The organism is Sphingosinicellaceae bacterium, assembly GCA_019285715.1.
In the GTDB taxonomy this organism is placed as follows: Bacteria; Pseudomonadota; Alphaproteobacteria; order Sphingomonadales; family Sphingomonadaceae; genus Glacieibacterium.
Map to the genome: position 1 here is coordinate 4,202,517 of CP079108.1, position 21,350 is coordinate 4,223,866.

At 68.0% G+C, this 21,350-nt stretch carries 24 protein-coding genes and 1 pseudogene; 14 read left to right on the plus strand and 11 right to left on the minus strand.

What is annotated here, in order from left to right:
* The first annotated feature begins 62 nt into the window (after nt 1-62).
* Entirely contained in the window at nt 63-1,097 is a 1,035-nt protein-coding gene (gene hrcA / locus KX816_19485; protein ID QXQ08691.1) for a heat-inducible transcriptional repressor HrcA, read from the plus strand.
* A complete protein-coding gene (gene grpE, locus KX816_19490; protein ID QXQ06317.1) occupies nt 1,097-1,645 on the plus strand; it encodes a nucleotide exchange factor GrpE in 549 nt (182 codons plus the stop codon). The genes hrcA and grpE overlap by 1 nt, the downstream gene beginning before the upstream one ends.
* 43 nt (nt 1,646-1,688) lie before the next feature.
* Here the strand turns inward: grpE and KX816_19495 are convergent, their stop codons facing one another.
* Both KX816_19495 and KX816_19500 read right to left on the minus strand, forming a co-directional pair.
* Complete coding sequence (locus KX816_19495) at nt 1,689-2,138, minus strand: vgr related protein (GenBank protein QXQ06318.1); 450 nt, start codon at nt 2,136-2,138, stop codon at nt 1,689-1,691.
* On the minus strand, nt 2,125-2,622 hold the full coding sequence (locus KX816_19500) for a copper chaperone PCu(A)C (protein QXQ06319.1): 498 nt from the start codon (nt 2,620-2,622) through the stop codon (nt 2,125-2,127). Before KX816_19500 ends, KX816_19495 begins: the two co-directional genes overlap by 14 nt.
* Before the next feature lie 250 nt (nt 2,623-2,872).
* Here KX816_19500 and dnaK point away from each other — a divergent pair, with 250 nt between their 5' ends.
* The 4 genes from dnaK to rpmA all read left to right on the plus strand — a co-directional run bounded on the left by dnaK (nt 2,873) and on the right by rpmA (nt 6,698).
* Nucleotides 2,873-4,768: a molecular chaperone DnaK gene (gene dnaK, locus KX816_19505; GenBank protein QXQ06320.1), complete on the plus strand. Its 1,896-nt coding sequence runs from the start codon at nt 2,873-2,875 to the stop codon at nt 4,766-4,768.
* A gap of 105 nt (nt 4,769-4,873) precedes the next feature.
* Nucleotides 4,874-6,004 carry a molecular chaperone DnaJ gene (gene dnaJ, locus KX816_19510; protein QXQ06321.1) on the plus strand — a complete coding sequence of 377 codons (1,131 nt, stop codon included), beginning with the start codon at nt 4,874-4,876 and terminating at the stop codon, nt 6,002-6,004.
* A 112-nt stretch (nt 6,005-6,116) separates the two neighbouring features.
* Nucleotides 6,117-6,404: a 50S ribosomal protein L21 gene (gene rplU / locus KX816_19515; protein ID QXQ06322.1), complete on the plus strand. Its 288-nt coding sequence runs from the start codon at nt 6,117-6,119 to the stop codon at nt 6,402-6,404.
* Nucleotides 6,405-6,416: 12 nt separating this feature from the next.
* Nucleotides 6,417-6,698, plus strand: coding sequence for a 50S ribosomal protein L27 (rpmA, locus tag KX816_19520; protein QXQ06323.1), 282 nt, complete (start codon nt 6,417-6,419; stop codon nt 6,696-6,698).
* Nucleotides 6,699-6,719: 21 nt separating this feature from the next.
* Here the strand turns inward: rpmA and dprA are convergent, their stop codons facing one another.
* The 4 genes from dprA to KX816_19540 form a co-directional block, all read right to left on the minus strand.
* The gene (gene dprA, locus KX816_19525; GenBank protein QXQ08692.1) at nt 6,720-7,823 is read right to left on the minus strand and encodes a DNA-processing protein DprA; all 1,104 of its coding nucleotides are present in this window, start codon (nt 7,821-7,823) and stop codon (nt 6,720-6,722) included.
* Nucleotides 7,823-8,413: a glycerol-3-phosphate 1-O-acyltransferase PlsY gene (gene plsY / locus KX816_19530; protein ID QXQ06324.1), complete on the minus strand. Its 591-nt coding sequence runs from the start codon at nt 8,411-8,413 to the stop codon at nt 7,823-7,825. The genes dprA and plsY overlap by 1 nt, the downstream gene beginning before the upstream one ends.
* A gap of 91 nt (nt 8,414-8,504) precedes the next feature.
* Nucleotides 8,505-8,837 (minus strand): ATP-dependent Clp protease adapter ClpS, encoded by a 333-nt coding sequence (clpS, locus tag KX816_19535; protein QXQ06325.1) that lies wholly within the window; start codon nt 8,835-8,837, stop codon nt 8,505-8,507.
* 54 nt (nt 8,838-8,891) lie between these two features.
* Nucleotides 8,892-9,104 (minus strand): hypothetical protein, encoded by a 213-nt coding sequence (locus tag KX816_19540; protein ID QXQ06326.1) that lies wholly within the window; start codon nt 9,102-9,104, stop codon nt 8,892-8,894.
* 81 nt (nt 9,105-9,185) lie between these two features.
* Here KX816_19540 and KX816_19545 point away from each other — a divergent pair, with 81 nt between their 5' ends.
* Nucleotides 9,186-9,467 carry a hypothetical protein gene (locus KX816_19545; protein ID QXQ06327.1) on the plus strand — a complete coding sequence of 94 codons (282 nt, stop codon included), beginning with the start codon at nt 9,186-9,188 and terminating at the stop codon, nt 9,465-9,467.
* On the opposite strand, the pseudogene KX816_19550 reads toward KX816_19545, so the two are convergent.
* Nucleotides 9,359-9,604, minus strand: a pseudogene (locus tag KX816_19550) (hypothetical protein). The gene KX816_19545 and the pseudogene KX816_19550 sit on opposite strands and share 109 nt — an antisense overlap.
* 329 nt (nt 9,605-9,933) lie before the next feature.
* Here KX816_19550 and KX816_19555 point away from each other — a divergent pair.
* The 5 genes from KX816_19555 to KX816_19575 all read left to right on the plus strand — a co-directional run bounded on the left by KX816_19555 (nt 9,934) and on the right by KX816_19575 (nt 13,674).
* Nucleotides 9,934-10,281, plus strand: a complete 348-nt coding sequence (locus KX816_19555; protein ID QXQ06328.1) for a DUF883 family protein — start codon at nt 9,934-9,936, stop codon at nt 10,279-10,281.
* A gap of 158 nt (nt 10,282-10,439) precedes the next feature.
* A complete protein-coding gene (locus KX816_19560; GenBank protein ID QXQ06329.1) occupies nt 10,440-10,832 on the plus strand; it encodes an MAPEG family protein in 393 nt (130 codons plus the stop codon).
* Between the two features lie 225 nt (nt 10,833-11,057).
* Entirely contained in the window at nt 11,058-12,428 is a 1,371-nt protein-coding gene (locus KX816_19565) for a DEAD/DEAH box helicase (protein ID QXQ06330.1), read from the plus strand.
* A 100-nt stretch (nt 12,429-12,528) separates the two neighbouring features.
* Complete coding sequence (locus KX816_19570) at nt 12,529-12,867, plus strand: UrcA family protein (GenBank protein ID QXQ06331.1); 339 nt, start codon at nt 12,529-12,531, stop codon at nt 12,865-12,867.
* A gap of 144 nt (nt 12,868-13,011) precedes the next feature.
* A complete protein-coding gene (locus KX816_19575; protein QXQ06332.1) occupies nt 13,012-13,674 on the plus strand; it encodes a Crp/Fnr family transcriptional regulator in 663 nt (220 codons plus the stop codon).
* A gap of 20 nt (nt 13,675-13,694) precedes the next feature.
* Here the strand turns inward: KX816_19575 and KX816_19580 are convergent, their stop codons facing one another.
* Both KX816_19580 and KX816_19585 read right to left on the minus strand, forming a co-directional pair.
* Nucleotides 13,695-14,150, minus strand: coding sequence for a peptidylprolyl isomerase (locus KX816_19580; GenBank protein ID QXQ06333.1), 456 nt, complete (start codon nt 14,148-14,150; stop codon nt 13,695-13,697).
* A 28-nt stretch (nt 14,151-14,178) separates the two neighbouring features.
* The gene (locus KX816_19585) at nt 14,179-14,607 is read right to left on the minus strand and encodes an acyl-CoA thioesterase (protein ID QXQ06334.1); all 429 of its coding nucleotides are present in this window, start codon (nt 14,605-14,607) and stop codon (nt 14,179-14,181) included.
* 158 nt (nt 14,608-14,765) lie between these two features.
* On the opposite strand from KX816_19585, the gene KX816_19590 reads away from it, so the two are divergent.
* Entirely contained in the window at nt 14,766-17,018 is a 2,253-nt protein-coding gene (locus KX816_19590; GenBank protein QXQ08693.1) for a TonB-dependent receptor, read from the plus strand.
* Between the two features lie 19 nt (nt 17,019-17,037).
* On the plus strand, nt 17,038-18,447 hold the full coding sequence (locus tag KX816_19595) for a hypothetical protein (protein QXQ06335.1): 1,410 nt from the start codon (nt 17,038-17,040) through the stop codon (nt 18,445-18,447).
* On the opposite strand, the gene KX816_19600 is transcribed toward KX816_19595, so the two are convergent.
* Together KX816_19600 and KX816_19605 are read right to left on the minus strand one after the other, a co-directional pair.
* Entirely contained in the window at nt 18,424-19,680 is a 1,257-nt protein-coding gene (locus KX816_19600) for a dicarboxylate/amino acid:cation symporter (GenBank protein QXQ06336.1), read from the minus strand. The genes KX816_19595 and KX816_19600 overlap by 24 nt on opposite strands.
* Nucleotides 19,677-21,197, minus strand: coding sequence for a PLP-dependent aminotransferase family protein (locus KX816_19605; protein QXQ06337.1), 1,521 nt, complete (start codon nt 21,195-21,197; stop codon nt 19,677-19,679). The genes KX816_19600 and KX816_19605 overlap by 4 nt, the downstream gene beginning before the upstream one ends.
* Nucleotides 21,198-21,350 lie beyond the last annotated feature (153 nt).

Below are 21,350 nucleotides of genomic sequence, written 5' to 3' on the forward strand. Positions count from 1 at the left end.
GCCCGCCCCCTGTCACCGCCGGGCCACTGTCACAGAAGGACTGGCTGCCCTACATGAACGGTATGCTCCCCTCCGGTCCCCCCGATCTCGGCGAACGCGCCCGCGAGGTGTTCCGCCAGATCGTCGAATCGTACCTCGCCAGCGGCACGCCGGTCGGGTCGCGGACGCTGTCGAAGCTCGGCGCGATCGGGCTGTCCCCCGCCTCGATCCGCAACGTCATGCAGGACCTGGAGGAGCTCGGGCTCCTTGCGGCACCGCATACCTCCGCCGGGCGGCTGCCGACCGAGCTCGGCCTGCGGCTGTTCGTCGACGGCATGATGCAGATGACCGCGCCGTCCGCCGACGAGCGTGCCGCGATCGAAGGCAGCGCGCACGGTCAGTCCGCCATGGAGGACATCCTCGGCCGCACGACGCAGGTGCTGTCGGGGCTGAGCGCCTGCGCCGGCATGGTGCTGGTGGCAAAGGACGAGGTCCGGCTGCGGCAGGTCAGCTTCGTGCCGCTGTCGCCGGTCAAGGCGCTGGCGGTGCTGGTCGGCACCGATGGTTCGGTCGAGAACCGGGTCATCGACCTGCCGCCCGAACTGCCGCCGATCGCGCTGGTCGAGGCGGCGAACTACATCAACGCGCGGCTGGAGGGGCTGACCCTCGCTGCCGCGGCCGAGAAACTGCGCAGCGAGATCGCCGGCGCCCGCGCCGCGCTCGACGACGCGACCCGCGGGCTCGTCGAGCAGGGGCTGGCGGCGTGGTCGTCGGACGGGGCGCGCGCGGTGCTGATCGTGCGCGGCAGCGCCAACCTCGTGGCCGGCGACGAAGCCGACCTCGAGCGCGCCCGGCAACTGCTCGGCGACATCGAGGGCAAGGAGGAACTCGCGCGCGTGCTGGACCTCGCGCGCACCGCATCGGCGTGCAAGATCTTCATCGGTTCGGAGAACAAGTTGTTCTCTTTATCGGGTTCAAGCGTTATCGCCGCGCCGTACCGCGGACCCGACGGGCGCGTCGTCGGCGTGGTCGGCGTCATCGGTCCGACCCGCTTGAATTACGCGCGCATCGTTCCGATGGTTGATTACACCGCCCAGACACTCAGCAGGTTGATTTGATGAACGACGTTAACGACACCAACGAAACCACGTTCCCGGAAGGCATTTCCGAGGCCGAGAGCGGTGCGCCGAGCACCAGGGACGCCATGGCCGAGGAGTTGCTGGCCCGCGACCAGGAGATCGCCGACCTCAAGGACCGGCTGCTGCGCTCGGCGGCCGAGATGGAAAACACCCGCCGCCGCCTCGACCGCGAGCGCGTCGACGCCACCGCTTATGCGATGACCGGCTTCGCCCGCGACCTGCTCGGCGTCGCCGACAACCTCAAGCGCGCCGTCGCGGCACTGCCGGCGGAGGGCAATTTCGACAGCGTCCGCACCGGCATCGAGGCGACCGAGCGCGAGCTGCAGGCGGTTCTTGGCCGCCACGGCATCAGCCGCGTCGAGACCGAAGGCCAGAAGCTCGACCCCAACCGCCACCAGGCGATGATCGAGGTCGACAGCGACGCGCATGAGGCCGGCGCGATCGTCGCCGAGCTGCAGGCCGGCTATGTCATCAAGGACCGCCTGCTGCGCCCGGCGCTGGTCAGCGTCGCGAAGGCGAAGGGCTAGCACACTCTGCTCCCCCTCCCTTTCAAGGGAGGGGAACAGGAAGTCAGGGGTCTCCGAACGGCAGCAACGCCTCCAGCGCCGGCGTCGGCCGCCCCGCCTCCCGCGCCCGGTAGCAATGCTCGACGATCATCGCCTGCTGCTCGATGCCGTACGCGGTGAACGGCTTGCCCGGCTCCAGCCGGTAGCGATACGGCGCGAACGGGCGGCGGCTCAGCACCAGGTTGATGCCCGACTGGTGCTGCCAGACGTGGGTCATCTCGTGGACGAAAAGCGCCCGCCACGGCAGCACCGTTGCCGCGAAGTCTTCGCACCACAACCCGCCGTTGGGGTGGAACCAGATGTCGCCGTCGGGGGCCATGGTCACCCATGCCGGCTGGAACATGAACCACTTGGCGCGGCGCAGGTGGACCGCATCGAGGTCGAGTGCGCTGCCGAAGATCGAGGCGGCGATGTGCCTCTCGCCCGCAGACAGATTGCGCTCAGTGCCCCTCATGCATCTCCATAGCCATGCCCGGGGCCACAGCGCGAGCCTCGACGCGCACCGTCTGGCCATCGGCGAAGTGCAGTTGCAGCGGCACCGTCGACCCGGCCTTCACCGTGCTGGCCAGACCGAAGATCATCAGGTGATTGCCGCCCGGCGCGAAGGTCGCCCGCGTCCCGGCGTGAACCAGCACCGCGGCGAGCTTCTCCATGCTCATCACGCCGCCCGCCATGCTGCTGCTGTGCATCTCGACGCGCGACGCCAGCGGGGAGGCGACGCTGGTCAGCGTCGCCGGTCCGCCGCTCAGCGTAAAATAACCTGCCGCCGGGCGGCCCGGCACCGCGGCCAGCGCAACCACCGCCTCCTCGACCCGAACGCTTCCGACGCGCAGACCCGTGGCCGCCTCGACCCGCGACGCGACCAACGCCGCAACCAGCAAGGCGATCGATACCGCGCAAGCCCCCCAGCCGACCGCGCGCTCCCAGCCCTTGGTCAATTCATCCCTCCCGGTGCCGGGCCGCGATCGCGCAGCCCATGCAAACGCGGGCTGTACAGGAGCGTACGCCGCGGCGTCCATGCGGCGCGGCGCCCTGCGACACACTGTGCCGTAGAAGCATCACAGCGAGGGCGAACGCGCTTGTAGGGCAAAAACGGTTCCCTATATCGGCCCGGTCGGGTGAAACGCACGTTGCTTTACGGCAAGGGCGTGCGTCCAAGCCGTAACCTATCGCTTCAAGAGGATGAAAATGGCCAAAGTTATCGGGATCGACCTCGGCACCACCAACAGCTGCGTCGCCGTCATGGAGGGCAGCGCGCCGAAGGTCGTCGAGAATGCCGAGGGCGCGCGCACGACGCCGTCGCAGGTTGCCTTCACCAAGGACAAGGAGCGCCTTGTCGGCCAGCCGGCCAAGCGCCAGGCGGTGACCAATCCCGAGAACACCGTTTTCGCGGTCAAGCGCCTGATCGGTCGCGGCTTCAACGACCCGCTGACCCAGAAGGACATGGCCCTCGTCCCCTACAAGATCGTCAAGGGCAACAACGGCGACGCTTGGGTCGGTGCGGGCGGCGAGCAGTACTCTCCTTCGCAGATCAGCGCCTTCATCCTGCAGAAAATGAAGGAGACCGCCGAGGCTTACCTTGGTGAAAAGGTCACCCAGGCGGTCATCACCGTCCCCGCTTATTTCAACGACGCCCAGCGCCAGGCAACCAAGGATGCCGGCCAGATCGCCGGCCTCGAAGTCTTGCGCATCATCAACGAGCCGACGGCAGCGGCGCTCGCCTATGGCCTCGACAAGATCGGTGCCAAGACGATCGCGGTCTACGACCTCGGCGGCGGCACCTTCGACGTCTCGATCCTCGAGCTCGGCGACGGCGTGTTTGAGGTCAAGTCGACCAGCGGCGACACCTTCCTCGGCGGTGAGGACTTCGACGCCAAGGTCGTCGAGTTCCTCGCGGCCGACTTCCAGAAGGCGGAAGGCATCGACCTCAAGAAGGACAAGCTCGCCCTGCAGCGCCTCAAGGAAGCGGCGGAAAAGGCCAAGATCGAGCTCTCGTCGAGCGCTTCGACCGAGGTCAACCTGCCCTTCATCACCGCTGACGCGACCGGCCCGAAGCACCTCGTCAAGACGGTCACCCGCACCGACCTCGAGAAGCTCGTGCTCGACCTCATCGAGCGCACCCGCAAGCCGTGCCTGGACGCGATCAGCGAAGCCGGCGTCAAGACGTCGGAAATCGACGAGGTCATCCTCGTCGGCGGCATGACCCGCATGCCGCGCGTCCGCGAGTTCGTGAAGCAGCTGTTCGGCAAGGAGCCCAACACCTCGGTCAACCCCGATGAAGTCGTCGCCATGGGCGCGGCGATCCAGGCGGGCGTGCTGCAGGGCGACGTCAAGGACGTGCTGCTGCTCGACGTGACCCCGCTGTCGCTCGGCATCGAGACACTGGGCGGCGTGTTCACCCGGATGATCGACCGCAACACGACGATCCCGACCAAGAAGTCGCAGACCTACTCGACCGCCGACGACAACCAGAACGCGGTTACCATCCGCGTCTTCCAGGGCGAGCGCGAGATGGCGGCGGACAACAAGCTGCTCGGCCAGTTCGACCTCGTCGGGATTCCGCCGGCGCCGCGCGGCCTGCCGCAGATCGAGGTGACCTTCGACATCGACGCCAACGGGCTGGTCGCGGTGAACGCCAAGGACAAGGGCACCGGCAAGGAGCAGCAGATCCGCATCCAGCCATCGGGTGGCCTGTCCAAGGACGACATCGAAGGCATGGTCAAGGATGCCGAGCGCTTCGCCGAGGAAGACAAGAAGCGTCGTGCCGTCGCCGAGGCCCGCAACCAGGCCGACAGCCTGGCGCACTCGACCGAGCGCCAGCTGGTCGAGCACGGCGACAAGGTCTCCGCCGACGTCAAGGCCGAGATCGAGGCAGCGATCGCCGACCTCAAGGGCGTGCTCGACTCGGGCGACGCGGATGCGATCACCGCCAAGACCACGGCCCTCGGCCAGGTCGCGATGAAGCTCGGCGAGGCGGTCTATGCCGCCGAGCAGGCCAAGGCCGCGAGCCCCGAGGCCGAGGCACCGCACGACGATAACGTCGTCGACGCCGAGTTCTCGGAGGTCGAGGACGACAAGAAGTAGCCCTGTCTCAACGACAGGGACCGGGCGGGAATGGTGTTCGAATCCGTCGATTAGGCGTGAAGTTCGTACCATTCCCGCCCTTGCGATCTGGGCAGGGGCCGTTCTTTGAGTATCGATATCGACTTCTACGAGCTGCTCGAATGCGAGCGCACCGCGGACGACGGCACCCTCAAGGCGTCGTACCGGCGTCTCGCGATGCAGTGGCATCCGGACAAGAATCCGGGCAATGCCGTCGCCGAGCAGCGCTTCAAGGCGATCAGCGAGGCCTACGACTGCCTCAAGGACCCGCAGAAGCGCGCCGCCTACGACCGCTACGGCAAGGCCGCCTTCCAGCAGGGCGGCGGCGGCGGCGGTGCGGGTGCGCAGGGCTTCGGCGGCTTCGGCGACATCTTCTCCGACATCTTCGAGCAGTTCACCGGGCGCGGCCGCCAGCCGACCGGGCGTGGGCAGGACCTGCGCTACGACCTCGAGATGACGCTGGAGGAAGCCTTCAACGGCAAGGAAGCGGCGCTCGAGATCGAGGTCGCGGTCGGCTGCGACACTTGCCACGGCTCGGGCTCCAAGGCCGGCAGCGCCGCCAAGACCTGCGGCACCTGCCGCGGCCAGGGCCAGGTCGCGATGCGGCAGGGCCTGTTCATGGTCGAGCGCACCTGCCCGACCTGCCACGGTGCCGGCCAGATCATCGCCGACCCGTGCGACACCTGCCACGGCCAGGGCCGCGTCGAGCGCCAGAAGTCGCTGTCGGTGAAGATCCCCGCCGGCGTCGACGAAGGCACCCGCATCCGCATGGCAGGAGAGGGCGAGGCCGGCATGCGCGGCGGACCGACCGGCGACCTGTACATCTTCGTCCACATGAAGCCGCACGCGGTGTTCAAGCGCGACGGCACGACCTTGTTCGCGCAGGCCCCGGTGTCGGTCACGACGATGGCGCTCGGCGGCGAGATCGAGGTGCCGGTGCTCGACAAGACCGTCGCCGCGATCAAGGTTCCGCATGGGACCCAGACCGGCAAGCAATTCCGCGTTCGTGGGCGTGGCATGCCGGCCCTGAACGGTGCGGGATTCGGCGACCTGGTGGTCCAGCTCGACGTCGAGACTCCGGTCAAGCTGACCAAGCGCCAGCGCGAACTGCTCGAGGAATTCCAGGCGATCGAGGCCGAGCAGGACGGCAAGAACAACCCTGCCTCGACCGGCTTCTTCGGCAAGCTCAAGGACGTGTGGAGCGAATTGACCGACTGACCTGAACCCCGGGACTCGTTTTTATTGACACCGGGGGCAGGTTTCCTTACCAACCCGCTTCCCGCGCGGGCTCCGGCCTCGCGCGCTTTCGTTTGAGATCAAGGCAGAGACAATGTTCGCGGTAGTGCGCACGGGCGGCAAGCAATATCGCGTCGCCGCAAACGACACGCTTCTCGTCGAGAAGCTCGATGGCGAGGCCGGGGCGACGATCACCCTCGACACGCTTATGTCGGGCGAGGGCGAGACCGTCACCATGGGTGGCGCGGTCACCGCGACGATCATCGCCCAGACCAAGGGCGACAAGGTCATCATCTTCAAGAAGAAGCGTCGCCACAATTACCGCCGGAAGAACGGGCACCGTCAGCAGCTGACCGTGCTCAAGATCACCAGCGTCGCGTAAGGGTTTCGGACAATGGCACATAAGAAAGCAGGCGGCTCGACCCGCAACGGCCGCGACTCGGCCGGTCGTCGTCTCGGCGTCAAGCTGTTCGGCGGACAGCGCGTCCTCGGCGGCGGCATCATCGTTCGCCAGCGCGGCACCCGCGTCTATCCGGGCCGCAACGTCGGCTGCGGCGTCGACCACACGCTCTACGCACTCGATGCCGGCGTCGTGGTGTTCCACGACGGCAAGCTCGGTCGCAAGTTCGTCAGCGTCGACCCGATCGTCGCTCCGGAAGCCATCGCCGCCGAATAGGCCGTCGGGGTTTCGGCCCCGTCAGATGCTCGCTACCCGCCCGCCGGCGTGGCGAGCCAGCCGCCCTCCCAATTCGAGGTCGAGTAGCACGGCCGCAACGCTGGCGCTCGGCAGCCCGCTGAGCCGTACGAGCTCGTCGACCACGACTGGCGTCGGTGACAACAGCTCTGCTATCGCCGCCATCTCGGCATCCCCAGCGAACATCGTCGGTTGGACCTCGTAAGCCGGCATCGGCTGCGAGCGGAAGCTGCCGGCGCTAAACCCGCTCATCGCCTCGATGATATCGGCGGCATTCTGCACCAAGGTTGCGCCTTCCCGAATCAGCTGGTTGCAGCCTTGCGCGCGCGGATCGAGCGGCGACCCCGGGATTGCCATGACCTCCCGCCCCGCCTCTGCCGCCAGCCGAGCGGTGATCAGCGAGCCCGACCGCACCGCGCCCTCGACGACGACCGTGCCAGCGCACAGCCCGGCGATGATGCGGTTGCGGCGTGGGAAGTGGCGCGCCTGTGGCTGCGTCCCAAACGCCATCTCGGCGACGACCAGGCCCTGCTCGCCCCCGCCTCGCTCTCCCATGCGGCGCTGTAGATCGGCGGTCTCGGGCGGGTAGCAGATGTCGATACCGCCCGCGATCACCGCAACGGTGCCGCCCGCCAGCGCGCCCTCGTGCGCTGCCGCGTCGATGCCGCGCGCCAGCCCGGAGACGACGACGAAGCCCGCGTCCGCCAGGTCCGCCGCCAGCCCGCGCGCGAATCGCACCGCGGCCGCACTCGCGTTGCGCGCGCCGACCATCGCCACGGCGGGGCGTTCGAGAAGCGCCGCGTCACCCTTGGTGGCGACGACCGGCGGAGCGGTCTCGGTGCGCGCGAGCAGCGGCGGGTATTCGGGCGTGCCGATAAAGACCGCCCCCGCGCCGAAGCCGTGGAGCCCATCGAGTTCGCGCTCGGCAGTCGCGGCATCGCAAATCTTAGGCACCTTGCCGCCACCGCGCCGGGCGAGATCGGGCAGTGCCTCGAGCGCCGCCGCGGCGTTGCCGAATCGCGCAATCAGCTGCCGATAGGTAACCGGGCCGACGTTCTCGCTGCGGATCAGGCGGAGACGCGCGACCGCGTCCGCCGGAGCCGGAATCAAGACTTCTGGCCGATTCGGCTTTCGTTACCGGCGCGCAGGCGGGCGATATTTTCGCGGTGTTTCCACAGTAGGATGACGACGATGACGGTGAGCCACGCCGCGAGGTCCGTACGCCCCACGACAACCGCTGCGACGGGAATCGCAATTGCGGCAAGCATGCCGCCGAGCGACGAGTAGCGCGTGGCCAACGCGACCGCGAGCCAGACGACACCGAACACCAGCGCCGCGATCGGCAGCAGCGCCAGCGTCACGCCCAGCAGGGTCGAGACGCCCTTGCCGCCCCGGAAGCCGAGCCAGACCGGATAGACGTGGCCGAGGAACGCCGCGACGCCGGCCGCAGCCGGGAGCCAGGGCTCGCCGGCACCGAACCGCGACGCCAGCCACACCCCCGCAAACCCCTTGCCCGCGTCGAGCAGCAGAGTCGCCGCCGCCAGCCACTTGTTGCCGGTGCGCAGGACGTTGGTCGCGCCGATGTTGCCCGAGCCGACGCTGCGCAGATCGATGCCGGCGGCGCGCGCCAGCAGCAGGCCGAAGGGAATCGAGCCGAGCAGATAGGCGGCGGCAATCAGGAGTATTGCGGAAGTCATTGCGGGAACGTTAGCGGATACGCCTCGGGTCGTCATCCCTAGGTAGGCGGGGATGACGAAAGATGGGTGGGACGAGCAAGCGCACCCGGCCTCAGTCCTTCTCCATCGTCGCCTGGAGCGGGTGCTGGTGCTCGCGGGCGAAGTCGATGACCTGGCTGACCTTTGTCTCGGCAACCTCGTAGGTGAAGATGCCGCACACGCCCACGCCGCGCTGGTGGACGTGGAGCATCACCCGCGTCGCGTCCTCGATCGTCATCTTGAAGAATCGCTGGAGGGTCAGCACGACGAACTCCATCGGAGTATAATCGTCGTTCAGGATCAGCACTTTGTACAGGGCCGGCTGCTTGGTCTTGGGCTTGGTCTTGGTGGCGACACCAGTGGTGGTGCCGCCATCCTCGCTGCTGTCGGGTCCGTTCATGCTCATCGCAGCAATATAGTCCGCTGGGGGCCACCGCAAAAGGGGGCGATCGCCGTGCGACTAGATCGGCTCGACCTTGTGGAAGCGGCTGTAGTCGAGGCTGCGTCGGCCGCTCTCGAGGTTGCCGAGAACGTCGACGAAGCGCTTGTTCCACTGGAGCTCGGACGCGATGTAGGCGGTGCGCGCGTGGATGGCTTGCGCCATGCTCTCCTTGGTGCCCGAAATGATGACGATGATCTCGTCGCTCGACGCGACAATCGCGTCGGAGTCCATGCCGAAGAACCGGTTCGACGGGGTGATCTTGCATCATCGAACACCGCATTGATGTCGCATACGAGGTCGAAGAACCGCCGCATGACGTGGCCCTGGTCGTCGATGCCGGCGCGCAGCAACGAGGCGCGCGCACTCGCTTCGAGGATGAGATTATGGCGGCGGTTGATGGCGCGGAGCATGATCGTCGGGACGTCCTCGAAGGGTGCCACCACAGCGGCATTGCTGAACAGGATTCGCGCCGTCGACCGGGCGAAGCGCGATAATGCCAGCACGGTGGTCACTGCGAACCCGAGCACGCCGGTGGCCGCCTCGAAGACGACAACGATATTGGCGTACAGGCTGTCGGGAACGACGTTGCCGTAGCCGATGGTGACCAGGGCGTGGACCGAGAAGAAGAAACCCCGCCAGGATCGCGGCACCCCAGAAGCCGTCCCGCCGATCAGCTGGAGCCCGTCCGGATCGAGGTAGTACAGCCCGGCAAACGCCAGGTTGAAGGCCATGAAGCCGACGATGAACTGGACCAACAACCGCGGCCAGGTTTCGTGGAGCCGCCGGTAACTAGGTGTCGCCGAAGACCGCTTTCCGCGTCCCGGTGACAACGAGGTCGACGCCGCGACCGTCGAGCATCAACCGCAACGCCGACACCGGGCAGGTGCGGCGCCACCGTACCGGCAGTCGACCGGCTCGAACCGGGCCTCCGCAAGGTGGGTCGTTGCTGCATTGCGACAAGCATAGTGCTCGAATTGAACCCTTTCCAATTCGGCTCGTTGTGTATCCGCAACGCCGGCTCCATACCGGTTGCACGGTTTCAGCTGCGAAAGGACTCATCATGGCGAACAAGGACACCATCGAAGGCTCGCTCAACGAATTCGGCGGCAAGGTCGAGGGCGCGTTCGGCGACGTTACCGGCGATACGAAGACCCAGGTTTCGGGCAAGATCGACGAGATCAAGGGCAAGGCGCAGGATGCCTACGGCAAGGCGCGCGAAAAGGTTACAGAGTGGGCCGACCATGCGCCTGAGTCGGTGCAGCGCGCCCGCGAGACCGCCGGTCGCTATGCCAACGAGGGCGTCGAGCGCGCCAAGACCGCCGTTCAGGACCAGCCGGTCGCCGTCATCGCTGGCGGTATCGCGCTCGGTTTCGTACTCGGCTGGCTGCTCAGCGGCCGCCGCGACTAGGCTGCAGGCGAACCGGTCACGCCGGTTTGAACTACGGAGGGCCGGGTTGCCGCAGGGTGACCCGGCCCTTTGCTGTGCGCGATCCGATATCGCGCACATTTGCTGTATTTTTTCGCAAGGTGCAGGTTCCGGCCAGGGGATAACCCGGGGAGCGGCACATGACGACCGAACTGACGCTGCTGGCGTGGACGCTCGTACTGGCGCTGGTCCAGATCCTCGCGTTCGACGTGGCGCGCACCGCGCAATACGGGACCAGGTGGAACACCGGCGCGCGCGATGCCGACATGCCGCCGTTGTCACCGGTCGCCGAGCGCCTGCGCCGCGCCCAGAACAACCTGTTCGAAACCCTGCCGCTGTTCATCGCCGCGGTGCTGATCCTCCACGTCGCCGGCATCCACACGGCAAGGACGTTGCTGGCCTGCGAGCTCTATTTCTGGGCGCGAGTGGTCTACGTGCCGCTTTACGCGCTCGGCGTGCCGTGGCTGCGCTCGCTGGTCTGGGTGGTCAGCTTCGCCGGGCTAGTCATGCTGTTGTTCGCGATCCTGGCGTAACGAATTGACATTCGCGCTGCGGTGCACCATATGCACCGGGCGTCAGCGGCGAGTGCCGCCAGGACGGGTGCGTGATCGGGCAACTGCCCTAGACCCCTCCTCAGCCGCAAGCCATCCAGGGCCACCCCCATCACGCGGGTCGTTCAGCGAACCCGCGTTCGCGTGAACACCCATGTTCGCGCGTCCGCTCCGTGGCCACCCCGCGGACGACGAAAGACTATGACAATGACTCGCTTTTCCGACTTCGGCCTTGCCGATCCGATCGCCCGCGCCCTCGAGGCCAAGGGCTATACCGACCCCACCCCGATCCAGACCCAGGCGATCCCGATAGTGCTGGAAGGCCGCGACTTGTGCGGCATCGCCCAGACCGGCACCGGCAAGACCGCGGCGTTCGCGCTGCCGACGCTGCACCGCCTCGCCGCTGCGCCCAAGCAGCTGACCCGCGGCCACGTCCGCTGCTTGGTGCTCGCCCCGACCCGCGAGCTCGCCAGCCAGATCGCCGAGAGCTTCAGCCAGTACGGCAAGTTCATGAAGTTGCGCGTCGAGACCGTCTTCGGCGGCGTGCCGATCAACCGCCAGGAGCGCGCCATGCAATACGGCGTCGACGTCCTCGTCGCCACGCCGGGCCGCCTGATCGACCTGATCGACCGCGGCGCGATCACGCTTCGCATGGTCGAGGTGTTGATCCTCGACGAGGCCGACCAGATGCTCGACCTCGGCTTCATCCACGCCCTTAAGCGCCTCGTCACGATGGTCCCGAAGCAGCGCCAGACGCTTTTCTTCTCGGCGACCATGCCGCGCGCCATCGAGGATCTCGCCGCCAAATTCCTGACCAACCCGGCCAAGGTCTCGGTCAAGCCGGCCGCCACGACCGCCGAGCGCGTCGAGCAGTCGGTGTACTTGGTTAATCAGTCCGAGAAGCCCGCTTTGCTCCAGATCGAACTCCGCAAGGAGGGCGTTGAGCGCAGCCTGGTGTTCACGCGCACCAAGCACGGTGCCGACCGCGTCGTCCGCCAGCTTGGCAACGCCGGCATCCAGGCCGCCGCCATCCACGGCAACAAGAGCCAGGGCCAGCGCGAGCGGGCCCTCGCCGACTTCAAGGCCGGCAAGGTCAAGGTCCTGATCGCCACCGACATCGCGGCGCGCGGCATCGACGTCGAGGGTGTGAGCCACGTCTTCAACTACGAACTGCCCAACGTCCCCGAGAGCTATGTCCACCGCATCGGGCGGACCGCACGTGCCGGTGCGGCGGGCCAGGCCGTGGCGTTCTGCGCCGACGACGAGAAGCCCTACCTCAAGGACATCGAGAAGCTGACGCGCCAGGACATCATGCGCCTGCCGCTGCCCGCCGACTTCCGCGCCTCGGTCTCGGCCGCCGCGAAGGTCGAGCGCGCTTCGCCGCAGCCGGTCCGGGAAGAGCGTCACCCGCAGTCGATGGCCGGCCGTCGCGCCGGTGCTGGTGGTGGCGGCGGTGGTCGCGGCCGTAGCGGCGGCGGTGGCGGCAATGGTGGCGGTGGCGGCGGTGGGCGCGGCGGCAACGGTCCGTCGCGCGACCCCCGCGTCGTGGTCAACCCGGTCCGCCAGCGCGGCCGCTAGGCCATCGGCTTCACGGCATCGAACGTTAACGCAACACGACGACGTCGCCGCTGTGACCTGCGTCACAGCGGCACACGGTAAGGTTCCGATAGGAGAGGTCATGGGCACGGCGGATCCGTTCCCGAACTTCGAAAGGAACTTCGCCGTGAAGACCATCCTCGTTACTGTCGCTGCCATCGCCCTAAGCGGTCTGGCTGCCACTACCATTCAAGCCCAGGAACTGAACACAACCAAGGTGTTCTATGGTGACCTCAATCTGGGCAGCGCGTCCGGCATGCAGACCCTGGCATCGCGTATCCAGCGCGCCGCCAGCCGGGTCTGCCCGGATGCCGACCACGACCTGACGGCCACATCTGTCAGCAAGTGCCGTGCCGTCGCCGTTGCCGACGCGATGAAGAATGTTGCGGGCAAGAGCGGTAACCAGATCGCGTCGCGCTGAACGCGCCAGGTCGAGCGGCATGGCGGCGAGCCAGCAGGGCTCCCCGCCGCCGCTTCCCGCCTGCCGACGATACGTGCTAGCGCGACCTGACGGCTCCGCCACCCGTGGCGGAGCCGTCATGATCCTCGGGTAACGGGTGATGTCATGCGAATCAGCGACGATCTGGTAGCGCAGCTCGGGCATAGTCCGATATTCGAAACCCTGTCGCCAGAGGCGCGCCAGCGGCTTGCCGCCGCCGGCACGCCATTGCGCCTCGCACACCGCGCACGGTTGTTTACGGCAGGCGATCCCGGGGACGCTGCTTTCCTGCTGCTCAGCGGCGAACTCGAGGTCAGCCTGAGCCGGCCAGATGGCGGCGAAACCTGGCTGGCCCAGCTTGCGCCGGGGTCGGTGGTCGGCGACATGGCCGTCCTCGACGGCGGTTTACGCTCCGCCGATGTGACGGCCATACGCGCGTCCCAGCTGCTGCGGTTCGGCCGCGGCGCAGTGCTCGAGGCGCTCGCGAGCGAGCCCCAGGCGACACTGGAGCTGCTGTCGGTCCTGACCGGGCGGCTGCGGTCGGCAAACGCGCTGGCCGAGGCGTCGGCGAACTTCGACCTTGGGGTCCGGCTCGCGCGCGTCCTGCTTAGGGCCGAGCGTTGCGAAACCCGCAGCCAGACCGAACTCGCGCGTATCGTCGTCGCTACCCGTGAAAGCATCAACCGCAAGATCGCGGTGTGGCGCGCGGCCGGGTGGGTAGACGTAGGGCGGCACGGCATCGAGGTCCTTGACCGCGCGGCGCTCGCCGCGACTGCCCAGCTCGCCTAGCCCCGCGCGCGCTTCACGATTCAGGCGCTGACCGTCGCCTTCACGATCTTGCCCGGCTTGGCCGGCGGCTCGCCCTTGGGCAGCGCGTCGACATGCTCCATGCCACTCTCGACCTGGCCCCAGACGGTGTACTGGCCGTCGAGGAAGCCGGCGTCGCCGAAGCAGATGAAGAACTGGCTGTTGGCGCTGTTCGGGGCCGAAGTGCGGGCCATCGAGCAGGTGCCGCGGACGTGCTTCTCCTTGGAGAACTCGGCCTTGAGGTCGGGCTTCTTGCTGCCGCCCGAGCCGCGCCCGGTCGGGTCGCCGCCCTGCGCCATGAAGCCAGGGATGACGCGGTGAAAGACGACGCCATCGTAGAAGCCCTCGCTAGCGAGTTCCGAAATCCGCGCGACATGACCGGGCGCGAGGTCGGGGCGCAGGCGGATCACGACGTCGCCGGTGTCGAGGCTGAGGGTCAGGGTCGGGTTGTCGGTCACGTTAATCTCCTCGAAGGTCGCGGCGCATCTAGGCCTTGAGGGCCCATTCGCCAAGCACTGCACGCAACGGCTCGGGAAGCGGCGCGGGTCCGGTGTCACCGCGATACACCATGACGGTGTCGCACAGCCCGATGCAGCCGCCGTCCTGGAACAACGCCATGGCGACCCGGAAGCTGCTGTTGCCGAGGGCGGCAATGCCGTAGGCGCTGGTCACCGGGGCCGGGTAGCCGCCCTCGGCGAGATAGTCGATCTCGACCCGGCCGACGAGATAATGCGGCCTGAGTTCTGGGTGCGCAGCGCGCAGCCCCCAGTTGAAGCGCACCCGCGTCTCCTCGTACAGCTGCGCCACCGCGACATTGTTGAGGTGGCGGTTGACGTCCATGTCCGAGAAACGCGTCGCCAGGACTGTGCTCCACGGATAACTGGCGAGGTCGCGGCGGCGGGGATCATTGCGCATGGCCCGCGTCATATCCGTGGTTGCAACGCAGCAACAGCCCGCCCGTCAGCGTCACTGGACCCCTGAGTTTCCTAATTTTGGATGTTTCGGTTGCCAGCCCCCGATTGCCTTCTGACGGCAAGGGACGCGTCACCGAGGCGCGGATGGGGTTTCAGATGATGACGAATATTCGCTGGCGCGCGCTTGGCGGGATCGCACTGGTCGCTTTGGCGGGCAGCTGGACGGCGGCGCAGGCCCAGAACACGATGGTCGCCGATGCTGCCGCGGTCACCGACAGCAGCAATGCCGACATCATCGTGTCGGCCAGCAAGCGCAACGAGCGGCTGAGTCAGGTCGCCATGCCGATCAGCGCGGTCACCGGCGAGCAGCTCGCCAAGGCCAACGCCAACAGCCTGTCGGACTATATCGTGCGGCTGCCGGGGGTGGTTTTCAACGACTACCAGCCCGGCATCTCGGAGGTCGTCATCCGCGGCGTCGCGGCGACGACCTACCACGAGCAGGGCCAGACAACGGTCGGCTATTACCTCAACGAGATTCCGCTGGTCGAGCCGGGCTTCCCGATCGCCATTCCCGACGTCGACACCTTCGACCTCGACCGCGTCGAGGTGCTGCGCGGCCCTCAGGGAACGTTGTTCGGTTCATCGACGCTCGGCGGGCTTGTCAACTACATCGTCAAAGTCGCCGACCCGACCAAGCTCGACGCCGCCGCCTCGGGCCTGATCGGCTCGGTCAAGAACGCCAACGGCGACCTCGACTATGCCGTCAAGGGCATGGTCAACGTGCCCATCATCGCCGACAAGCTGGCGGCGCGGGTGGTGGCCCTGCAGCGCTACGACGCCGGCTACCTCGACAACCCGCTGACCGGCAAGAAGGGCGTCGCCGACCTCAAGACGCGCGGGCTGCGCGGCTCGGTCGTGTTCACGCCGACCGAGGACACCACTATCGGCTTCCTGTCGACCTACCAGGACACCCACCTCAACGACCAGACCTACGTCGACTTCACCGACCCCTACAACCGCAGCACGCCGCGCGCCGAACCGCAGAAGACCGACTTCTGGCTCAACAGCCTGCGCCTGGACCAGGAGCTCGGTTTCGCTAAGCTGACCGTCATCGGCTCGGTCGACGAGAAGAAGAATACCACGGTGTTCTCCTATCCCTACGCCTACGTCACCGGGGTCACGACCGGCGACGCGGCCGCCTATTCGGTCGGCCACGCCAACGCCAACATCAAGACCATCGAGGCCCGGCTGACCTCGTCGGGCGACGGGCCGTTCAAGTGGCTGATCGGTACCAGCTACCTGCGCGCCAAGAAGTTCAGCTACGACCAGATCTTCCAGCAGGGCGCGGGCGCCTTCATCGACGCCAATCCGGGGCTGTTCGGCGGCTTCAGCGGCAGCCAGCTCACCCCGAACGACCGACTCTACGGCTATCTGTCCGACCAGCTGAACGAGGACTTCGGCATCTTCGGCGAAGCCTCGTACAAGTTCACCGACAGCCTCGAGCTGACCGTCGGCGGGCGCTATTACGACACCCGCGCCAAGGCGACGGTGGTCAACCAGGCGGGTGCACTCGGCGGCTATCCGGGCGGCTTCACGCCGACCGACAGCAGCGGCAGCACCGACCAGAAGGAAGACGGCTTCACCCCGAAGGTGACGCTGGCGTTCCGCCCGTCGAGCAACTTCACCGCCTACGGGACCTATTCGCAGGGCTTCCGCGTCGGCGGCATCAATCCCAATGCCGGGCTGCTGCCGTCGATTCCCCAGACCTACAAGAGCGACAGCGTCGACAACTACGAAGCCGGCATCAAGACCACCGTGCTCGACGGCCGCCTGACCATCGATGCGACGGTCTTCCACATCAAATGGAAGGACATCCAGGCACGCTTGTTCGGCGATGCCCCGTCTTACTATTCGTACGTCACCAACGCCGGCGGCGCGCGGATCAACGGCGTCGAGTTCGCCGGTGCCGCCAAGATCACGCGCCAGCTGACCTTCGCCTCGAACGTCACCTACCAGGACGGCCAGCTGACCAAGTTCCTGCCCGACACGTTCGCGGCCGGTGGCGGCTATGCCAGCGGCACAACACTGCCGGGCTCGTCGAAATGGTCGGTCGCCAACAACCTGACCTTCGACCTGCCCGACACGAAGGGCCAGCCGAGCTTCGAGATCGCGCACCGCTACATCTCGAAGGCCCCGACCGCGTTCAACAACGCCGCCACCCGCGGCGGTTTCAACCAGGTCGATCTTCGCGCCTCGTTCAGCGTCAACGAGCACATCCGGGTGCTTGGCTATGTCAACAACGTCTTCGACAAGTTCGGCATCCTGAGTGCACCGTTCGCCGACGCCTTCGCGCCGCTGGGCACGATCATCCGGCCACGCAGCTACGGGCTCCGGGTCGACTGGTCGCTGTAGTTCGGGCAGGGCAGCCCGCATGGGACTCTCCGACGCCGAAGCGCTGCGTGTTGGCCGGCTAGACGCGCACGACCAAGCCGCACTGGTCGCGAGCGGCACGCTGTCGCGCCGCGAACTGGTGGCGTCGGCGCTGCGCCGCATCGAGCTGATCGACGGACAGGTGAACGCGGTAACCCATGTCGCTGCGGACGAAGCGCTGGCCAGGGCAGACGCAGGTGGCGGCGACGATCCGCTCGCGGGTGTGCCGTACCTGCTCAAGGCGTCGCTCGAGTATCCGGGTTGGCCGGTGACCTCGTGCTCGCGCTCGCGGGTGGAGGCCCGGGGCGGCACCGTCTGGCCGTTCGTCGCGGCGCTCGACGTCGCCGGCCTGATCCCGGTCGGCATGAGCGCGATGCCCGAGTTCGGGCTGCTGACCGGTGGCGAGCCGATGCTGACCGGCGCGGTCCGAAACCCCTGGACTCCCGGCCACTCGGCGGGCGGGTCGAGCACCGGCGCGGCGGCGGCGGTCGCGGCGGGCATCGTGCCGCTCGCCCACGCCAGCGATGCCGCCGGGTCGATCCGCGTGCCCGCCGCGTGCTGCGGCGCCATCGGGCTGAAGGCGACCCGCGGCGCGAACCTGCGTGCGCGCGCCCCGCATGTGCTGGACGACTTGTTGTGCTCGGACGGCCTGATCGGGCGCTCGGTGCGCGACGTCGCGTGGGGTTTCGAGCGGACGCTTGCACCGGGTGCGAAGCTGTCTAAGGCCAAACCGGTTGCCGCGCTGCGGATTGCGGTGTGCCTGACCGGGCTCGACGGCCGCGCACCCGATCCGGCCGTCGCGACCGCCACACTCGCCGCTGCCAAACTGTGCGAGAGCCTCGGCTGCATCGTCGAGATCGCCGACCTCCCGGTTGCTGGCCCGCCGATCATCGAAGCGTTCAAGACGATCTGGCTGCACGAGGGCGGCGAGATCACTGACATGATCGCCGCGAGCAACCCCGGCCGGACGCTCGACACGTTGCTGGAGCCGTGGACGCTGGGGCTGGCGGAGCACCGTCACGCCCTTGCTCTCGGCAGCACCGGCGCGGCGTTCGAGCAGGTTGCCGCCAGCGCGGTCGTGCTGGCGGGGTTCTTCGAGCGCTACGACGTCGTCCTTTCGCCGGTGACCTCGACGCCGCCGCCGCCGCTTGGCGTATTCGACCCGGCGGGCGACTTCGAGGCGCTGTGGACGGCGTTCTGGGACTATACCAACTACACGCCACTGCAGAACATCGCCGGGACGCCCGCGATCACACTGCCGCTGACCCGCAGCGGCGATCTGCCGATCGGCACTATGTTCGCTGCCGGCGCTGGGCATGACCGCACGCTGCTGGCACTCGCCGAAGCTCTGGAACAGGCGGCGCCGTGGGGTGCGGAGTGGCCGGCGCTACTGGACGGGCGCGGCGTCTAGCGCCGGGACCTCGTTACCCGACCGAACGCCGATGATCCGGGTCACCGCCATGTCCGCCGTCACGTTGCCGATGGTGCGGAAGATGTCGGGGATGGTCTCGACCGCGAGAAGCAGCGGCAGCACCTCGACTGGCACGCCCATCGCCAGGCACACCGGGCCGATCGCGGTGAAGAACGACACCTGGCTCGGCAGGCCGACCGCGGCCAGGCTGACCACCGTCGCGACGATGACACCGACCATGAAGGTCAGCGGGCCGATCGGAATGCCGTGCAGCGCCGCGACGTACAGCGCCACCGCCATGTTCGCCGCCGCGCTCGTCACCCGGAACACCGATACCGCCATCGGCAGCACCATGTTGCGGACCGGTTCCGGGACTTCCAGTGGGCCACTGACGGCTTCGATCATCGACGGCAGCGAGGCGATCGACGACTGGGTGCTAAGCGCGATCGCTTGCGCCGGCAGGGCTGCCGACGCGAACCGCCGAATGCCGATGCGCCCGGCGACGATAACCACCGGATAGACCAGCAAAGTCACCGCCACGCACGAAGCGACGATTATCGCGATATAATGGGCGAGCGTGCCGGCTGCGGCGACCCCCGCCGTCGCCCCGGCGACCAGCGCCAGCGCGAACACGCCCGCCGGGGCGAGCCACAGCACCCAGTGGACGATGACCAGCAGCGCCGCGGAAATGCCGTGGAAGGTGCGGAGCAGGCTGGCGCGATACTCGCCGTCGATTCGGGTCACCGCGAAGCCGAACAGCAGGGCGAACAGCACGACCGGGACCATCTCGCCCTCCGCTGCCGACTTGATCGGGTTGACCGGAATGAAGCTGAGCAGCCATTCCGCAGAGATCGAGGTGCTCCCGACGGGCATCCCCGGCGCGCCGCCCAGTGATGCCAGCGCGCCCGCCGGCACCGGCCAGACGCTCAGCGCGCCCTCGATGATCACGCCGCTGACCAGCGCCGAGGCGAAGAGCCCGATGGCGAAATACAGCAGCGCCCGCCCCGCGACGCCGCCCGCCCGCGCCGCATCGGCCGCGGACGCGACTCCGGTGACGAGCAGCACGAAGACCAAGGGCACGATCGTCATCCGCAGGCCCCCGAGCCACGCGGCGCCGACAGTCTTGGCGACAGGCAGCAGCGCTTCGGGCACCGTGCCGCCGAACTTGCCGAGCACGACGCCGGCGACCAGCCCGCCGGCCAGCGCCGCGAGGATCCGTTGGCTCAATGTCATGCGTGCGCGCTTCCCTGTAGTGCCCCGACGCCAACGCCCGGTTCGCGGTTCAGGCCCCCGGCGGCCGCCAGCCCCCGCAGCGCACGTTCCGCCTCGGCCTCGGTCAAGCTGCCGAAACCGATGCGCAGGCCGCGCGGCGCGTCGGGGGTCGCAGTGAACGAGGCCGACGCGGCGAGACGGAGGCCCTGTGCCGCCGCGCCGCCCTCGATGCGGTCGAGCAACGCGCGGTCGGGAAAGCGCAGCCAGAAGGCCAGCCCGCCGTCGGGGACGCGGTAGTCGACATGGTCACCGAAGGTCGAGCGCAACTGCCGGTCGAAGGCGTGGCGGCGGACGGCGTAGATCTGGGTGACGCGGCGCGCATGGCGGCGCAGCTCGCCCTCGACAATCAGCTCGGCCGCAGCGTCCTCGGTCAGCGTGTTGCCCATGCCGTCGGTCAGCGACACCCCGTGCGCGACCGCGTCGATGAAGGCGCGTGGTGCCGCGATGTAGCCGATCCTGAGCGCCGGTAGCAGCAGCTTCGACAGTGATCCGACATAGATCACCCGGTCGGGCGCATAGCTCGCCATCGGCAGCAGCGGCTGCGAGTCGAAGTGGTACTCGTGGTCGTAGTCGTCCTCGATGATTGCGAAGCCGAACTGGCGCGCCAGCATCAACAGCCGCAGCCGGCGCTCGGGGCGCAGCGCGACCGTGGTTGGGAACTGGTGGTGGGGGGTCAGGAAGATCGCGCGGACGCGGTGGAGCCGGCACTGGCGCTCGACATCGACGACATCGACGCCCTGCTCGTCGAGGTGAACTGGTACGATCTTGGCGCCTAGGTCGGTGAATGCAGCAACCGCGGGTTCGTAGGTCAGGGCCTCGACCAGCACGGTGTCGCCGGGCGCGATCAGGGTCCGCGCCGCGAGGTAGATGCCGTTCTGGCTGCCCCGGGTGATGCAGATCTCGTCGAGCCCGACGGCCAGCCCGCGCTCGCTGCGGAGCATGCCCGCCACCGCCTCGCGCAGCCGGGGCGAGCCGCGCGGGTCGCGGTACTGCATGCGGTTGTCGCGCGAGGCGCGGTGGATCGCCGAGCGGTAGGCGCGGGCCAACACGTCGGCGGGGAACAGCCGGCCGTCGGGCGCGCCCTCGTCGAGCTTGAGGCCGCCCTCGCCGGACAGCGCCAGTGGCCGCTCCGGGGGCGCGCGGAAGCTGTACTCGGCCTCCGCGGGGGCGTTCTTGACCGGCGGAGCGAGCGTCGGCGGTGGGCGCAGGACGTGCGACAGCTCGGCCGCGACCATCGTGCCGCGGGTGCCGCGCGACTCCAGCCAGCCCTGCGCGACGAGGTCCTCGTAGGCGACGACGACGGTCTTGCGGTTGACCGCGAGGGTCGCGGCGAGGTCGCGGCTGCTCGGCAGGAAGGTGCCGGGCGGCAGGCGCCCGGCCTCGATGCCGTGGATGACCGCGTGGACGATCTGGAGGTACAGCGGCCGCGGCAAGGCCGGGTCGACGGGCCCCAGCATGATCTTCCACGGTCGCAGCATTGGCCCCCTCGACTGCCCAGTTCCATGGGCCATTACGGGGCCAAGACTACCACTCCGGCGTCGCGATGCAAGCGCGCTGGCCCCGGTGCATTCGCGGTGTTGGCACTTGTGGCGCGGTCGGCGACTGGCATGGTGAGCGGGCTGGCAACGCAG